At 33.5% G+C, this 15,944-nt stretch carries 8 protein-coding genes; all 8 read left to right on the top strand.

What is annotated here, in order from left to right; translation table 11 throughout:
- Window positions 1–183: 183 nt before the first annotated feature.
- Window positions 184–2,964, top strand: a complete 2,781-nt coding sequence (locus JBL43_RS10550) for a helix-turn-helix and ligand-binding sensor domain-containing protein (RefSeq protein ID WP_198841402.1) — start codon at window positions 184–186, stop codon at window positions 2,962–2,964.
- Window positions 2,965–3,222: 258 nt separating this feature from the next.
- Window positions 3,223–6,360, top strand: a complete 3,138-nt coding sequence (locus JBL43_RS10545; protein WP_233098756.1) for a SusC/RagA family TonB-linked outer membrane protein — start codon at window positions 3,223–3,225, stop codon at window positions 6,358–6,360.
- A 9-nt stretch (window positions 6,361–6,369) separates the two neighbouring features.
- Window positions 6,370–7,914, top strand: a complete 1,545-nt coding sequence (locus JBL43_RS10540) for a RagB/SusD family nutrient uptake outer membrane protein (RefSeq protein WP_198841401.1) — start codon at window positions 6,370–6,372, stop codon at window positions 7,912–7,914.
- A 12-nt stretch (window positions 7,915–7,926) separates the two neighbouring features.
- The gene (locus JBL43_RS10535) at window positions 7,927–9,639 is read left to right on the top strand and encodes a LamG domain-containing protein (RefSeq protein ID WP_198841400.1); all 1,713 of its coding nucleotides are present in this window, start codon (window positions 7,927–7,929) and stop codon (window positions 9,637–9,639) included.
- Window positions 9,640–9,882: 243 nt separating this feature from the next.
- A complete protein-coding gene (locus tag JBL43_RS10530; RefSeq protein WP_198841399.1) occupies window positions 9,883–11,271 on the top strand; it encodes a glucoamylase family protein in 1,389 nt (462 codons plus the stop codon).
- Window positions 11,264–12,622: a glucoamylase family protein gene (locus JBL43_RS10525; protein ID WP_198841398.1), complete on the top strand. Its 1,359-nt coding sequence runs from the start codon at window positions 11,264–11,266 to the stop codon at window positions 12,620–12,622. The genes JBL43_RS10530 and JBL43_RS10525 overlap by 8 nt, the downstream gene beginning before the upstream one ends.
- A gap of 138 nt (window positions 12,623–12,760) precedes the next feature.
- Window positions 12,761–13,540, top strand: a complete 780-nt coding sequence (locus JBL43_RS10520; protein WP_198841397.1) for a carboxylesterase family protein — start codon at window positions 12,761–12,763, stop codon at window positions 13,538–13,540.
- Window positions 13,541–13,657: 117 nt separating this feature from the next.
- Complete coding sequence (bglX, locus tag JBL43_RS10515) at window positions 13,658–15,919, top strand: beta-glucosidase BglX (RefSeq protein WP_233098760.1); 2,262 nt, start codon at window positions 13,658–13,660, stop codon at window positions 15,917–15,919.
- The last annotated feature ends 25 nt before the right edge of the window (window positions 15,920–15,944 follow it).

The following is a 15,944-nucleotide window of genomic DNA, read 5'->3' as shown; positions in this document are numbered from 1 at the left end:
TAAGTGTCAAATTTAAATATATTTTATTGAATTCACTTTCTGTATATTTTTTAATTTCTTTCAAGAGTGAATCTTTCCATCATTTTTAGTTTTTCAACTTAATAGTTAATTTAAAGAGCTAAGTTAGCATCAAAGAATTCCATAATATAATCTTTATCTTTGGTTTCTGATTTCCAACAATCAATGCGAAAATCTATTTACATATTCTTTATACTCGTTAATTTCTTTTGTTCGGTATTAAATGCTCAGTTTAGTCCTTATTTTAAAAATTATTCTATTGCTGATTATAATGCGGGTAATCAAAATTGGGGATTATCAAAAACGGACAACAGTCAATTATATGTAGCAAACAACAGCGGACTTTTAACTTTTGATGGTATTAAGTGGACCCTTTCTGAAATGCCCAATAAAACGGTTATGCGTTCTGTATTGCATAAAGAGGGAAGAATTTATGTGGGCTCTTATGAAGAATTTGGCTATTGGCAAAAAAATGAACAAGGTGTTTTAGAATATCATTCTTTAAGTGATTTGATTAAAGGGCAACCTTTTCAAGATGAAGAATTTTGGCAAATTACGGAATGGAATGATGCTATTATTTTTCGTTCATTTTTTAATATTTACATCTATAAAGACGATAAAATAGAAATTATACATCCTCCTTCAACAACAATTTCTTGTCATGTAGTTGATAATCAATTTTATGTAGCCACCTTAAGGCATGGTATTTTTAGTCTAAAGAATAATAAATTAATCCCTTTTATTACGGAAGAAGTATTAAAGGAGAAAAAAGTAAGTTTTATTACGAACTATCAAAATAATAGATTGTTAATAGGTACAGCTTTGCATGGTTGTTTTATATATGAAAATAATAAACTTTTTCCTTGGCAAGCTCCAATAAATAAAGAACTAAAGAAGTATCAGCTAAATAATTTTTCGAAAAATAATAACAACTTGATGTTTGGTACCATCCAAAATGGACTTTATATTACGAATAAGAAAGGAGAAATTGAATTTCAAGTGAATAAGGAAAACGGTTTGCTTAATAATACCATTTTAGGGCAAAAATTGACGAATGATGGTAAACTATGGTTAGGGTTAAATAGTGGAATTGCTCAAATTGATATGAGTTCAAATCTTGTTTTTTATAATGACAGCTCAGGGAAACTAGGGGCCGTCTATGATATAATTAATTTTAAAAACACTACTTATATTGGCAGTAACACCGGACTTTATTATTTAGATAAAGAAAATAAGTTAGAATTTATAGCTCATTCTCAAGGTCAAGTTTGGGATTTAAAAGAGATTAATGGCCAATTATTTTGTGGTCATAATAATGGGACCTATTTAGTAGAGCATAAAAAATTAAAATTAGTATCATCACATGCTGGTGGATGGGTTATAAAAAAAGTACCAGAGCGACAAAATATTTATGTCCAAGGCACCTATGTTGGGTTGGTATCTTATAAAAAAGAGGGAAGTACTTGGCAAGTAAAACATTTAGGAGCAACAACAAATCCTTTTCGCTTTTTGGTTTTTGAAAATAAATCTACTGCTTGGGCTGCACATGCCTATAAGGGGTTGTATCGAATTAAATTTGATGTCAACTATGATAGTATCGTCAGTATTAGAAATTATAGTACCAAAGGTTTGAATTCAGAATATAATGTTCGTGTTTATAAAATTAAAAATGACATTTGTTTTAAGACGAATGAAGGGTGGCAAAAATATGAAGCCTTAAGAGATAGTATAGTAGATGCCCCCATTTTAAATAATGAATTTGGTAAGCATGCGTATGTGATATCAGAAGAAAATGAAAATATCCTTAGCTTAAAACAAGAGCTTTCTATTGAATTTAAATCATTTAATACCATTAATTATCAAATGATTGTAACCGACGAATATTTAAAGAATAGGTTGGTCATTGGTTATGAAAATATTTCTAATTTTAATGGTAACCAGTTAGCACTAAGTTTAAATGACGGCTTTCTGATTACTGACACATCTAAAAAAATCTTAAACAAGAAGCCGTTAAAACCTTTTATAGATAATTTTAAGTTAAATGGAAAAAACCTTACCCTTGACCATATTAATAAAGAAGATTTTAAATATAAAAGTAACGTTTCCATTGGTTTAACAGTTGATGCTACAGCAAACCATTTTTTCGAATACACATTTGATACCATTTCACCAACTAAATGGATAGCTATTGAAAATGAAAAAATAGAATTGAATAATTTAACAGAAGGTGATTATAATCTATATTTTCGATCAAATAATAGTTTTAAAAATCCTTCTGAAGCAATAAATTTAAATTTTAACGTGAGTCCACCGTGGTATAGAGCCAAAACAGGATATGTACTATATATGTTATTAGGACTATTAATAATGGCTATATTTTATTTTCTGCATAAGGGTAAAATTGCCAAGGAGCAGCGGCTTTTGCAGCTCGATTTAGAAAAAAAACAAGCTATTATTCTTAAAGAAGCAGAAATAGAAAATGAAAAACGATTGATATCCATTAGAAATGAGGGCTTAAAAAGTGAAGTTAAATTAAAAAGTAAGCAACTGGCCAACAATGCGATGTCATTAGTTAAGAAAAATGAGACGTTAACCAATTTAAAAAGAGAATTTGTTTTAAACAGGAATAGCTTTGACACAGAACTTTATCAAAAATTATTAAAGAAAATTGATGGGTCATTAGGTCAAAAAGATGAATGGAAAATTTTTGAGTATAATTTTAATCAAGTTCATGAAGACTTTTTCATTGGCTTAAAAAAACAATTTCCAAAATTGACTCATAAAGATTTGAAATTGTGTGCATATATTAAAATGAACATGCTAACGAAAGAAATTGCCCCATTAATGAATATATCTGAAAGAGGAGTTGAAACACATCGTTACCGACTTAAAAAGAAATTGAATTTAGACAAGGAAGATTTGCAAACATTCTTGAAAATTTACTAGTCAATTTTGTAAATGTGATAATTTTAACGTTATAAATTTGTCATAATATGAATTTCATTTACTTAATATATACGTCATTACTACGTCATTTTTATATATTACTTCCCAAATCAATCTAATTTAGATTGATTTAAACTACGTCAATAGTGATTTTTTCAATTTTAACATCTCTTGACGTAACTAAAATGTATTTCATTTTTTGAATACCTATTTACTTGTATTAAATTTAACCATACTAACATTCAAATATATAATTTTATGAAAAGAGCATGTTTAAAAAGCACGAACTTTAGTAAAAAAGGTATAGTTAATTTAAATTCAAATCCTTTACTTAAAATGGGATTTAGATTGACTTCAAAAATACCTTTACTATTGTTATTTTTTATCTTCACGCTAACCGCAAATGCCCAAGAAATAACTGTTTCTGGGATGGTTACAAGTGCAGATGATAATTTACCACTACCAGGAGTAAATGTCATTATTAAAGGAACCACAAATGGTACAAGTACTGATTTTGATGGTAATTATTCTATTTCAGTAAATAAAGGTGAAGTTTTAGACTTCAGTTTTATTGGTTTTACAAATCAAAGTATTACTGTAGGGGACCAAACAGAAATTAATGTAGTGATGCAAGTTGATGCACAAGCCTTAGATGAAGTAGTTGTTGTGGGATATGGTGAATTAAAGGTAAAAGATTTAACTTCAGCCATTACAACGATTAAAGCAGAGGAAATTGGTAAAACACCTACTGGTCAAGCGATGCAGGCTTTACAAGGAAAAGTGGCAGGTTTGCAAGTCGTAAGTAGTGGTGCACCTGGTGCATCTCCAACTATACGTGTTAGAGGTATCGGTAGTTATCCTGGTGTGGGTGATGAAAGTCCACTCTATGTTGTGGATGGTATGTTTTATGATAATATCGATTTTTTGAACCCATCTGATATTGCATCAATATCAGTTTTAAAAGATGCTTCGGCATCGGCTATATATGGTGTAAAGGCTGCTAATGGTGTAATTTTAATTGAGACCAATTCTGGAAAGTTTAATCAAAAGGGGAAAATTACCTATGATGGTTATTATGGAACTCAAATAGCCCAAAACGTTTTAAAAATGGCCAATTCAGAGCAATTTGTAAATATGGCTATGGAATCGGGTTCACCCGCAGATATTGGCTATGTTCAAAACGCTATGCAACGGTATGGAAGAAGTAGAACCAATCCTAATGTTCCTGATGTTAATACTGATTGGTATGACGAAATTTTACGACCCGCTGCGATAATGAATCACAGTTTAAATTTTACAGGGGGTAGTGAAAACGCCAGTTATGCTGTTGGAACCAATTATTTCGCACAAGAAGGGGTTTTAGATATGAAAAATGAATATGAGAGATTTAATGTGCGAGCAAAACTTGATTTTAAGGTAAACAATTGGTTGACCGTTGGAGGTAATACCATTTTTAGTAATGGAACAACCTATGCACAAGAAGAAAGTGCTTGGTTTACCGCTTATTATGCAGTTCCAATAATGCCAGTATTAGATCCGTCAAATACTGAGGCATGGCCTACACCTTATGCTTCTGCAGAAGATTTAGGATATCGTGGAGCTAAAAATCCAAGACCTGTAATGGATAATAATAGAGAACGGTTAAAAATAAGAAAAATATTGGCCAACTTTTACGTTGATATGGAAATTGTTCCTGAAAAGTTGAGTTTTAAAACCAGTTATAATCATAGTTATGAAACACTTAATAAAAGAGAAGCAGGTTTTCCTTATTTCGTGAGTAATGGGTCACAAAGACAAAGAGAATCAGCCTTTGTAACTAAACGATCTGAGGTTTATTCAAAACAAATATGGGATAATGTGCTAACATTTACCAATACGTTTGATGATCATGATGTAACAATTATGGCAGGTACTTCTTTTAGAGATGATTCCTTTGATTTTGTTACGGGCACGGGTACAAATTATCCATATGATTTATCTGATGATAATGAAGAGCTTTGGTATTTAAGTCAATCAGAAGCAGAAACTCGCACAGCTGATGATGGCGGAAGTAGACAATACGGAATGTCTTATTTTGGTAGGGTTTCCTATAATTTTAAAGACAAGTATTTAGTATACGGTACATTTAGAGCCGATGGAAGCTCTAAATTTCAAGAAAAATGGGGGTATTTTCCAACAATTGGTGCAGGATGGGTACTTTCAAGTGAGTCATTTATGGAAGACAATAATGTAATTGACTATTTAAAAGTTAGAGCAAGTTGGGGGCAGTTAGGTAATGACAAGGTTCCTGCTAGTGATGGTGCCAATTCTTTAAGTACAGAGGAAGTTGCCATTGGAGATCAATTAGAAACAGGTACCGTAGGTAGTAATACTTTTGATTACTTAAAATGGGAACGAACTGAAGAATATAATATCGGATTAACTTCAAGAATTTTGGATAATAAATTATCTATTGAAGCTGATTATTATATCAGAAATACTAAAAATGCTATAATTCCTATTAATGTGCCTGCGACAGGTCAAAGTATTAGAAGAAATAGTGGCGAAATAAGAAATTCTGGTTTTGAATTATCATTAGATTGGAAAAATTCAATTTCAGATAAGCTGAGTTATAATGTTGGGGTCAATTTAAGTACCTTGAAAAATGAAGTTATTGATATTTTTGGTCAAGACTATATAGATGGTGGTTCAGCTGAATTTAGACAACGTACTCTTGTGGGTGAACCTTTGTTGGCATTTTTTGGATATGAAGTAGCAGGAGTGTATCAAAATGATGCTGAAATTGCTGCAGATCCAACAGCTCAAAATGAAATCAATAATAATAACAATATCTTAGTTCCAGGTGATTTCAAATACCAAGATATGAATAATGACGGAAAGATAGATGGCGACGATAGAGTAGTACTTGGTTCTTACTTGCCTTCATTTAATTACGGATTAAATTTAGGTGTAGATTATAAAAACTTTTCTTTTTCAGCGAACATGTTAGGGCAAACAGGTAATAAAATCCTAAATAGAAAAAGAGGTGAAGTAATCTTCACACCCGATGGTAATATGGATGCCGATTTAGCTATAAATCGTTGGCATGGAGAGGGAACTTCTAATACATACCCGTCATCATCAGGTTTAAGAAGAGGATGGAATCAAAAGATGAGCGACTACTTAGTAGAAGATGGTTCGTTTTTTAGATTGCAAAATGTGAGAATGGCTTATAAATTTAATGGTGAAGAATTATTTGGTACACCTATGCCAAATGCAACCATCTCATTAACTGCAGAAAGACCTTTAACTGTGTTTGGTTATAATGGGTTTAACCCAGAAGTGCAAGATGGAATAGATAGACAAGTTTATCCAATACCAGCAGTGTATACAGTAGGATTAAATATCATATTTTAAAAAGAAATTATGAAAAATATAAAAAATTTCACAAAGTATTTTTTGGTCATATTAGTAGCAATGGTTGCTATTAACTGTGACAGCAAATTAGATGACCCAGTTGAAAATTTATCATTGTCGGCAGAGGAAGATTTTACACAATCTAGCAATATGATTTCACCTTTAATTGGTGCCTATGCTCAGTTTTATAGTCGTGGTTGGGAGGAGTCTTTATTGATTTCAGTCAGGGGAGATGATGTAAACCATGGTGGTTTAGGTGATCAACAACCGTTCGCAGATACCGATTTTTATAATTATGATAAAGATTATTGGATGTACAATTCAGTATGGCAAAACGGATATAGAGATATATTTGATTTACACAATGCCATGGAACGTATAGAAAAATATAAAGAGGCTGGGGCTGATGCTGCACTTGCCGATCAATACGTGGCAGAAGTTAAAGTTTTACGAGCACATTTACTTTTTGAAATTAGTCGTCTTTGGAGTGCCATGTTTATAACAAATTCATCAGATGCTTCTGAATTGTATCAGGCTGATGTGTCTTCAAGGGATGAAGTATTACAACACATTTCTGATCAAATGGATGAAGCTATACCCTATTTATTAGATGAACATCCTGCAAATAGAGCAGATGTTACTGGTGGCGTTACAAAGCATGCAGCATTGGCTATTAAGGCTCGGGCAAATTTAGAATTGAAAAATTATCAAGCTGTGGCAGAGGCTACAGGTCAAATTATTGCTTCCAATAAATTTAGTTTATTTCCTGATTTTTATGAGGAATTTAAAACTGCAGGAAAATTGAGTCAAGAGAATGTATTTGAAATGCAGTATTCTGATTTCGGACAAGGATCAGGACCTAGTTCAAATCATTTATGGGCACCTTATGGACCTCAAGGCTGGACTCCTGCGGTTACTGGAGCGAGTGCTGGATGGGGATTTTACGAACCTAGCTTAAAATTTATTAAGTTTATGTTAGATCGTGATGAAACAGTACGGTTAGAAACTTCAGTTTTATTTACAGACAGAGGAATTGCTAAAATTAAAGAAGATCCAGATTATGCAACGTTGCCTAGTTGGATATCAAATACTACCCGTGATGGTGATGTAATTAATGATTATGCAAGAGCAATGTTTGCTAGTGGTAAACATTATTTACCCTCTAATGAGCTCATTGCAGGAAGAACATCTTATGGTAGCAATAAAGATTTTATTATAATTCGTTATTCAGAAGTATTGCTCATGTATGCAGAGGCTTTAACACAAGGAGCTACCGGTACTGGAATAACTGCAGATCAGGCTGTGAATCTTGTGAGAGATAGAGCTGGATTAGATGATTTGTCTGGGGTAACTACCCAACAAGTTATGGATGAAAAATTTGCTGAATTAGGAATGGAATGGGGTATCAGATATTATGATATGGTTAGATTAGGTACAACCAGTGAGTTGACCTATGATGATCATGTATATGATGACAATAAAAGATTTTTACCTTTTCCTCAAAATCAAATTGATCAAATTCCTGCTTTAAGAACGTATGTTCAAGGACTATAAAAAAAACTAAAGATGAAAAAAATTAGAAATATTCTTCCGTACTTACTATTAGTACTATTTATATATTCCTGTAATGATGGAATTGACCCACTTACTGAGGTAGCTCCAGGGCCTGACGCCACAGCACCAGATGTAATGATAAAGTATCCTGTTGAGGGTACAAAAATAAAGGTAAATGAGCCTGTTGTACCAATTACCATTGAATTTGAAGTTACAGATGACATCGAAGTTGCAGACATTCAAGTGCTGATGGATGGTACTGAAATTGCTATGATGAGTGATTTTTTAGACTATCGACGTGTGTTAGCAGAAGTAGCTTTTGATAATGTTACTACAGGTGTTCATGAATTAAAAGTTACAGCAACTGATTTAGATGGTAAATCGACGACATCTACTGTGAATTTTGAAAAAGAACCACCTTATATTCCTTTATTTCCAGATTTAGGCGAGCAGTTTTATATGGCTTTTGACGGTGATTATACAGAGTTGATAACGGTTACTAAAGCTACGAAAATTGGCACACCTGGTTTTTCAGGTGAGGGTGTTGCAAGTCCCAACGCTTATGCGGGGGCAATAGCATCTCAATTAACATTTCCTGTTGAAAAAATGAACTTAGGAACCGAAATAACCGGTATGTTTTGGTATAAAGTTAATGCGAGTCCTGACAGGGCAGGTATTTTAGTTATTGGTGATAATGCTGATGATCGTAAACAAGGTTTTAGGTTATTTAGAGAAGGTAGTGGTACGGAGCAAAGAATAAAATTAAATGTAGGTACTGGTGATGGTGAAAGTTGGAATGATGGTGGCGTTATTGATGTTACCGCTGGAGATTGGGTGAATGTTGCATTCACTATATCTGAGACTAAAAGTGTAATTTATTTAAATGGAATTGAGCAAAATTCGGGAAGTTTGTCAGCTCCAATTGATTGGACAGGTGTTTCTGTTCTTGATATAGCTTCTGGAGGTGAAACGTTTTCATACTGGGGGCATGCAAATGACTTAAGTTATATTGATGAATTGCGTTTCTTCGATACAGCATTGTCTCAAGAGGAAATTCAGAATGTTCTTGGTATAACCAATCCTTATGAACCTGCTGATGGTGAAACGTTGTACATGACTTTTGATGATAATTTTAGTAATAAGGTAGGCGGAGCAGTAGCCGAGCAAGTGGGGAGTATAGGTTTTGCAAGTGAATCGAAAAAAGGTTCCAATGCTTTTGCTGGTGCTGCAGATTCATATCTAACATATCCTATTGATGGTTTATTTGGTGAAGCTTTCAGTGTAGTATTTTGGTATAAAGTAAATGCTGATCCTGATAGAGCAGGTATAATCGCTGTGGGAAATGACACGCCAGAAAATAGAATGCAAGGTTTTAGAATTTTTAGAGAAGGTGATGCTTCGGAACAAAGAATTAAATCTAACATTGGTATTGGTACAGGTGAAGTATGGAATGATGGAGATGTTATTGATGTGACAGCCGGTGAATGGGTACATATTGCAATTACGGTCTCTACTACAAAAAGTAAAATATTTTTTAATGGTGTAGAAAAAAGAGCTTCTGATATGGCTTCTCCTATTGATTGGGCTGGCTGTAGTAATATGAGTATTGGTTCGGGAATGCCATCCTTTGGTTATTGGAATCACTTATCAGATTCAAGTTATATTGATGAATTGAAAGTATTTAATAAGGCATTATCTAGTGAAGAAATACAAGATTTAATGTAAAGTATATTTAAGTTGAGTTAGTAATTTCCGTCTGGGGGTATTAATAGCTTTATTAGTTGACAAACCAACTAAAACCTGGATGGTCTTTTGGCTGCATTCTTAATTGAATGCAGCCAAAATTTACTATACTATTTGTTATTCCCAGTGAAATAAACGAATGTTTTTCAGCTAACTACAAATTAAATGGAGCGAAAAATCTGTTCAAAACTAGTAGAGAGCTTTATTATAATAATATTACAAAAAATGAAAAAATACAATCACCTATATTTATTGACCTTAATACTGTTTTTTGTCTTTTCTTGTGAAAAGAAAAAAGAGGTAGAAGAAATTAAATCTAACGGTAACGAAGAAGTTGTTGACTTTAAACTAACAGCAGAGGATGAAATTTTGCTTGACACCATTGAAAAACAGACGTTCAATTACTTTTGGGAAGGAGCAGAACCAAATTCTGGATTAGCCCGAGAACGTTTGCATATGGATGATATTTATCCCACATCACCCAAAAATACAGTAACCACGGGAGGAAGTGGCTTTGGACTCATGGCTATTTTAGTAGGAGTTGAAAGAAAGTTTATAACTAGAGAACAGGCTCTTAAAAGGTATCAAAAAATAGTAGCCTTTTTAGAAAAATCTGATCGTTTTCATGGGGCTTGGCCGCATTGGATTAACGGAGAAAATGGTAAAGTAGTAGCTTTTAGTAAAAAAGATAATGGTGGAGATTTGGTAGAAACCGCATTTTTAGCACAAGGCTTATTAACAGTTGCAGAGTATTTTAGAGAAGGTAATGAAGAGGAAAAGGAATTGGTAAATAGCATTGAAAATCTTTGGAAGGCTATTGATTGGAATTGGTATACAAAAGGAGATGATGTACTCTATTGGCATTGGTCACCTGAATATCAATGGGAAATGAATTTTCCTGTAGGTGGTTATAATGAAGCTTTAATCATGTATGTGCTTGCGGCCTCTTCTCCCACGCATCCAATTCAAAAATCTGTATATGATAAAGGTTGGGCAAGAAACGGCGATATTACAAAAGATACGGTTTATTATGGCTTAGAAACGGAATTAGATCATTACGAACATGACAAGTCTCCAGTGGGGCCACTTTTTTGGGCACATTATTCGTATTTAGGCTTAAACCCTAATGGATTAACTGATCAATATGGAGATTATTGGAAATTAAATCAGAATCATGCGATGATCCATTATAAATATGCGTTGGATAATCCTAAAAAATATAAAGGCTATGGCGAGGATTATTGGGGTTTTACTTCAAGTTACTCCATAAAAGGTTATGACGGACATCGTCCCGATAGAGATCTTGGCGTTGTTTCACCTACTGCGGCACTTTCTTCATTTCCGTATACACCCAAGGAGAGCATGCAAATGTTAAGGCACCTTTATAAAGACATGCCAGAATATATTGGTAAATATGGACCATATGATGCCATTGCATTAGATAGTGATTGGAAAACGGTAAGGTATTTAGCCATTGACCAAGGTCCAATTCCTGTAATGATTGAAAATTATAGATCTGGCCTACTGTGGAATTTATTTATGAAAAATAAAGATGTTCAAAAAGGATTAAAGAAATTAGGGTTTCAAAGTCCAAATTTGAAAACGAATGATTAAAAGAATCACATATATACTATTACTAATTACAATTATTTCGTGTAAAGACGATACATACGTATATGAGCCACCTGTGATAATTGACCCAGACCCTGTACCAACACTTACAGATGAAGAGTTATTAGATCTTACACAAAAAGAAACGTTTAAGTATTTTTGGAATTTTGCTCATGTAAATTCTGGAGCAGCAAGAGAACGTTATCATCCTGGTAATCCTTCAAATGATGCCAATACAGTAACTACAGGAGGAACTGGTTTTGGATTAATGGCTATTTTAGTTGGTGTAGAACGAGGGTTTGTAAGTAGAACAGAAGCATCAGAAAGGCTAACTAAAATTTTAATTTTTTTAGAAAATGCAGACCGCTTTCATGGAGCGTGGCCACATTGGTTAGATGGTGATACAGGTGCTGTAAAACCTTTTAGTACCAAAGATAATGGTGGTGATTTAGTAGAAACGGCTTTTTTAGTGCAGGGTTTAATCTGTGTTAAAGAATATTTTAAAAACGGAAATGATTCCGAAAAGGAACTGGCTGCAAAAGCAGATGTTCTTTGGAAAGGAGTAGATTGGAACTGGTATACAAACGGTAATAATGAGCTGTTATGGCATTGGAGCCCTAATTTTGGTTTCGATATAAATTTAAGACTGAAGGGGTATAATGAAACCTTAATCACATATATTTTGGCCGCAGCATCACCAGATTATAGTATTTCAAAAGAAGTTTATGAAGAAGGCTGGGCGGATAACGGAACCATAAAATCAACCGTTACCCAATATGGATTCCCATTGGTATTGAAACATGCTGGTGCTCCACAATTCGGTGGGCCTTTATTTTTTGCTCACTATTCTTATTTGGGTTTAAATCCTACCAATTTATCTGATCAATATGCTAATTATTGGCAGCTAAATGTAAGTCATGCTAATATCAATTATCAATACTGTGTAGAAAACTCTAAAAACTTTAGAGACTATGGAAAAGACTGTTGGGGGTTGACGGCAAGTTATTCTAGAAATACTGATGGTTCTATAGGTTATACGGCTCATAGTCCAAACAATGACATTGGCGTTATTTCTCCAACGGCTGCAATAAGTTCTATACCTTATACTCCTAAAGAATCTTTAAAAGCATTACATTATTTTTATAAAAATAAAGATATTTTATTAGGTCCAGCGGGATTTTATGATGCCTTTAGTCCGCAATACAATGATTGGGTAGCGGAAGCTTATTTAGCTATAGATCAAGGTCCACAAATTATAATGATAGAAAATTATAGAACAGGATTATTGTGGAATTTATTTATGCAAAATAGTGACGTAAAAAAAGGGTTGGATAAATTAAAGTTTAATTATTAATAGTGGATGCCCTTAAACCAAGTTAATCTTTTAATGAATTCGACTATAGACGGTTGGAAAAATTGAATTAGCTTACTAAATAATGATTAAATCTGTTCAGAATATTTTAACTTTAAGGTCCAAATAAAATAAAAAAACATGAAAACAAAAATAATACTTACCATGGTCTTCTTATGTTCTGCATTCGCAATATATGCACAACATCAACAGGAATTTGTAAAAGAATATTTGGTTGAAGGAACAGATACGTTGAAATTAAGGGTTTTGTACCCAAAAGATTTTAAAAAGACTGAGAGTTACCCATTGGTGGTATTTCTTCATGGAGCAGGCGAGAGAGGGAATGATAATAAAAAGCAATTGACACATGGTAGTAAATTATTTTTTGATTCTATCCAGAAATATCCTGCAATTGTGATTTTTCCGCAATGTAAGGAAAATGATTATTGGGCTAACGCTGAAGTAGATAGGACTTCCCAACCTTTAACGATACAATTCCCTAAAGACAGTAAACCTACAAAATCGATGCACTTAGTAATGCGATACTTAGATGAATTGGTGAAGAATTCCTATATAAAAAAGGAACAGATTTATCTTGGAGGGCTTTCGATGGGAGGTATGGGCACATTTGAACTCCTAAGTAGAAAACCAAACACTTTTGCTGCTGCTATTGCTATTTGTGGAGGAGGGAATCCAGAATTGGTTGAAAAATATGCGAAGAATACCGCCATGTGGGTTTTCCATGGAGCGGAAGATAATGTTGTAAATCCGCAATTATCCGTAAAAATGGTATCTGCATTATTAAAATATGGAGGAAAACCAAATTTCAATATCTATAGTAAAGCCAATCATAACAGTTGGGATAGTGCTTTTGCAGAACCAGAATTATTGTCTTGGTTGTTTTCCAATAAAAAAGAGTAGCTCATTAAAATTTTAAAAAAATATCCGAACCGAAAAATCAGGATTTAAAATCAAGTAAAAATGAATCGATTAAAATTACGAAACACCTTGTTTCTAATCACTTTTTCGTTACTTTTTATGTCTTGTCAAAGCCAAAAAGTAACCACTGTTCAGAACACATTATCAATCGAAGAAAAAGTAGATTCGTTGATGAAGTTAATGACATTAGAAGAAAAAATTGGTCAATTAAATTTGCCAAGTGCAGGCCAAATAACCACAGGGCAAGCGACAAATTCTGATATTGCTGGTAAAATTGAAAAAGGCTTAGTAGGTGGACTTTTTAATATAAAATCAGCCGCAAGTATTCATGAAATTCAAAAAATTGCAGTGGAAAAAAGCCGTTTAAAAATCCCTTTACTTTTTGGAATGGACGTCATTCATGGCTATAAAACTACGTTTCCAATTCCTTTAGGGTTATCCTCTTCTTGGGATATGGATCTTATTGAAGAAACGGCGAGAGTAGCAGCCAAAGAAGCCTCTGCAGACGGTATTAATTGGACATTTTCTCCTATGGTTGACATATCTAGGGACCCTAGATGGGGGAGAGTATCAGAAGGTTCTGGGGAAGATATTTTTGTAGGTAGTAGAATTGCTGAAGCTATGGTAAAAGGATATCAGGGCGAAGATTTAGCACTAGATAACACTATTATGGCTTGTGTAAAACACTTTGCTCTATATGGTGCCGCCGAAGCAGGTAGAGATTACAATACGGTAGATATGAGTAAAATTAGAATGTATAACGAATATTTACCTCCTTATAAGGCTGCTGTTGATGCTGGTGTCGGTACTGTAATGGCGTCATTTAACGAAATAGATGGTGTGCCAGCGACAGGTAACAAATGGTTGCTTACCGATTTATTAAGAAAAGATTGGGGGTTTAATGGTTTTGTAGTTACTGATTATACAGGTATTAACGAAATGATCGCTCATGGTATGGGTGATTTGCAACAAGTATCTGCTTTGGCTTTAAAAGCGGGAAGTGATATGGATATGGTGGGTGAAGGTTTTTTGACCACTCTAAAACATTCTATAGACCAAGATAAAGTAAGTATTGTTGAGCTAGATAATGCCGTTAAAAAAATAATAACCGCAAAATATAAGTTGGGACTATTTGAACATCCATATCAGTACAGTAATGTTGAGCGGGCAAATAAGGAAGTTTTTACTAAAGAGAATAGACGTTTTGCAAGAAGAGTTAGTGCAGAATCAATGGTTTTATTAAAAAATGAAAATAATGTTTTACCATTAAAAAAATCAGGAACTATAGCTTTAATTGGCCCTTTATCAAATACGGCATTGAATATGTCAGGAACATGGAGCGTAGCAACAGATCAAGAAAAATCAATTCCCTTGTTAGAAGGTTTAAAAACAGTGGTCGGTAATAAAGCAACTATTGTGCATGCCAAAGGAAGTAATGTGGATTATGACATAGACTTTGAAAAACGAGTGACCATGTTTGGGAAAGAAATTCCAAGAGATGGTAGATCGGATAAAGATTTATTAGATGAAGCTCTAAAAGTGGCTTCAAATGCTGATGTTATTGTAGCAGCAATAGGTGAAACTGCTGAATTCAGCGGAGAGAGCAGTAGTGTAACTAATCTTCAGATACCACAAGTACAAAAAGAGTTATTGAATGCCTTATTAAAAACAGGCAAACCAGTAGTTCTTGTGTTGTTTACAGGCAGACCATTGGCCATAACCGAGGAAGCTAAAAATGTACCAGCAATTCTTAATGTTTGGTTTCCCGGAAGTGAAGCGGGCTTGGCAATTTCAGATGTTTTATTTGGTGATGTAAATCCTTCAGGTAAATTAACAGCTACGTTTCCGATGAATGTTGGTCAAGTTCCTATCTTTTATAATCACAAAAATACAGGAAGACCGTTGGGGAATAAGGAAGGCAGATTTGAAAAATTTAAAAGTAACTATTTAGATGTTAAAAATGAGCCTTTATATCCTTTCGGATATGGTTTAAGTTATACAACATTTGATTATGGTACATTACAATTATCTACAAAAGAAATTTCATTTTCTGAAAAATTAACAGCCTCTGTAATGGTTACGAATTCAGGAAATTATGACGGAGCAGAAGTCGTACAACTATACATTAGAGATAAGATAGGAAGTGTTACCCGTCCCGTAAAAGAATTAAAAGGTTTTCAAAAAATATTCCTAAAAAAAGGAGAAAGTAAAAAGGTGAGTTTTACGCTATCCATAGAGGATTTAAAATTTTACAACAGCGAATTGAATTTTATAGCAGAACCTGGCGATTTTGACATTGCGATTGCAGGCTCTTCCGACTTTGATTTTGAGGAAGGATTTGTATTAAAAAATAGAGAATAGAATGTAAGTAATGGAAGGTCTTTAG

Origin of the sequence: Aureibaculum flavum, assembly GCF_016406085.1 — a bacterium.
In the GTDB taxonomy this organism is placed as follows: Bacteria; Bacteroidota; Bacteroidia; order Flavobacteriales; family Flavobacteriaceae; genus Aureibaculum; species Aureibaculum flavum.
Note: the sequence above shows the minus strand (reverse complement) of the source record. Positions and strands in the feature narration are given on the sequence as shown.

Excerpts from the sequence above, each read along its gene's own strand:
- JBL43_RS10530 (WP_198841399.1), top strand. The coding sequence starts at position 9,883 with ATGAAAAAATACAATCACCTATATTTATTGACCTTAATACTGTTTTTT.
- JBL43_RS10550 (WP_198841402.1), top strand. The coding sequence starts at position 184 with ATGCGAAAATCTATTTACATATTCTTTATACTCGTTAATTTCTTTTGT.
- JBL43_RS10535 (WP_198841400.1), top strand. The coding sequence starts at position 7,927 with ATGAAAAAAATTAGAAATATTCTTCCGTACTTACTATTAGTACTATTT.
- JBL43_RS10525 (WP_198841398.1), top strand. The coding sequence starts at position 11,264 with ATGATTAAAAGAATCACATATATACTATTACTAATTACAATTATTTCG.
- JBL43_RS10520 (WP_198841397.1), top strand. The coding sequence starts at position 12,761 with ATGAAAACAAAAATAATACTTACCATGGTCTTCTTATGTTCTGCATTC.
- bglX (WP_233098760.1), top strand. The coding sequence starts at position 13,658 with ATGTCTTGTCAAAGCCAAAAAGTAACCACTGTTCAGAACACATTATCA.
- JBL43_RS10545 (WP_233098756.1), top strand. The coding sequence starts at position 3,223 with ATGAAAAGAGCATGTTTAAAAAGCACGAACTTTAGTAAAAAAGGTATA.
- JBL43_RS10540 (WP_198841401.1), top strand. The coding sequence starts at position 6,370 with ATGAAAAATATAAAAAATTTCACAAAGTATTTTTTGGTCATATTAGTA.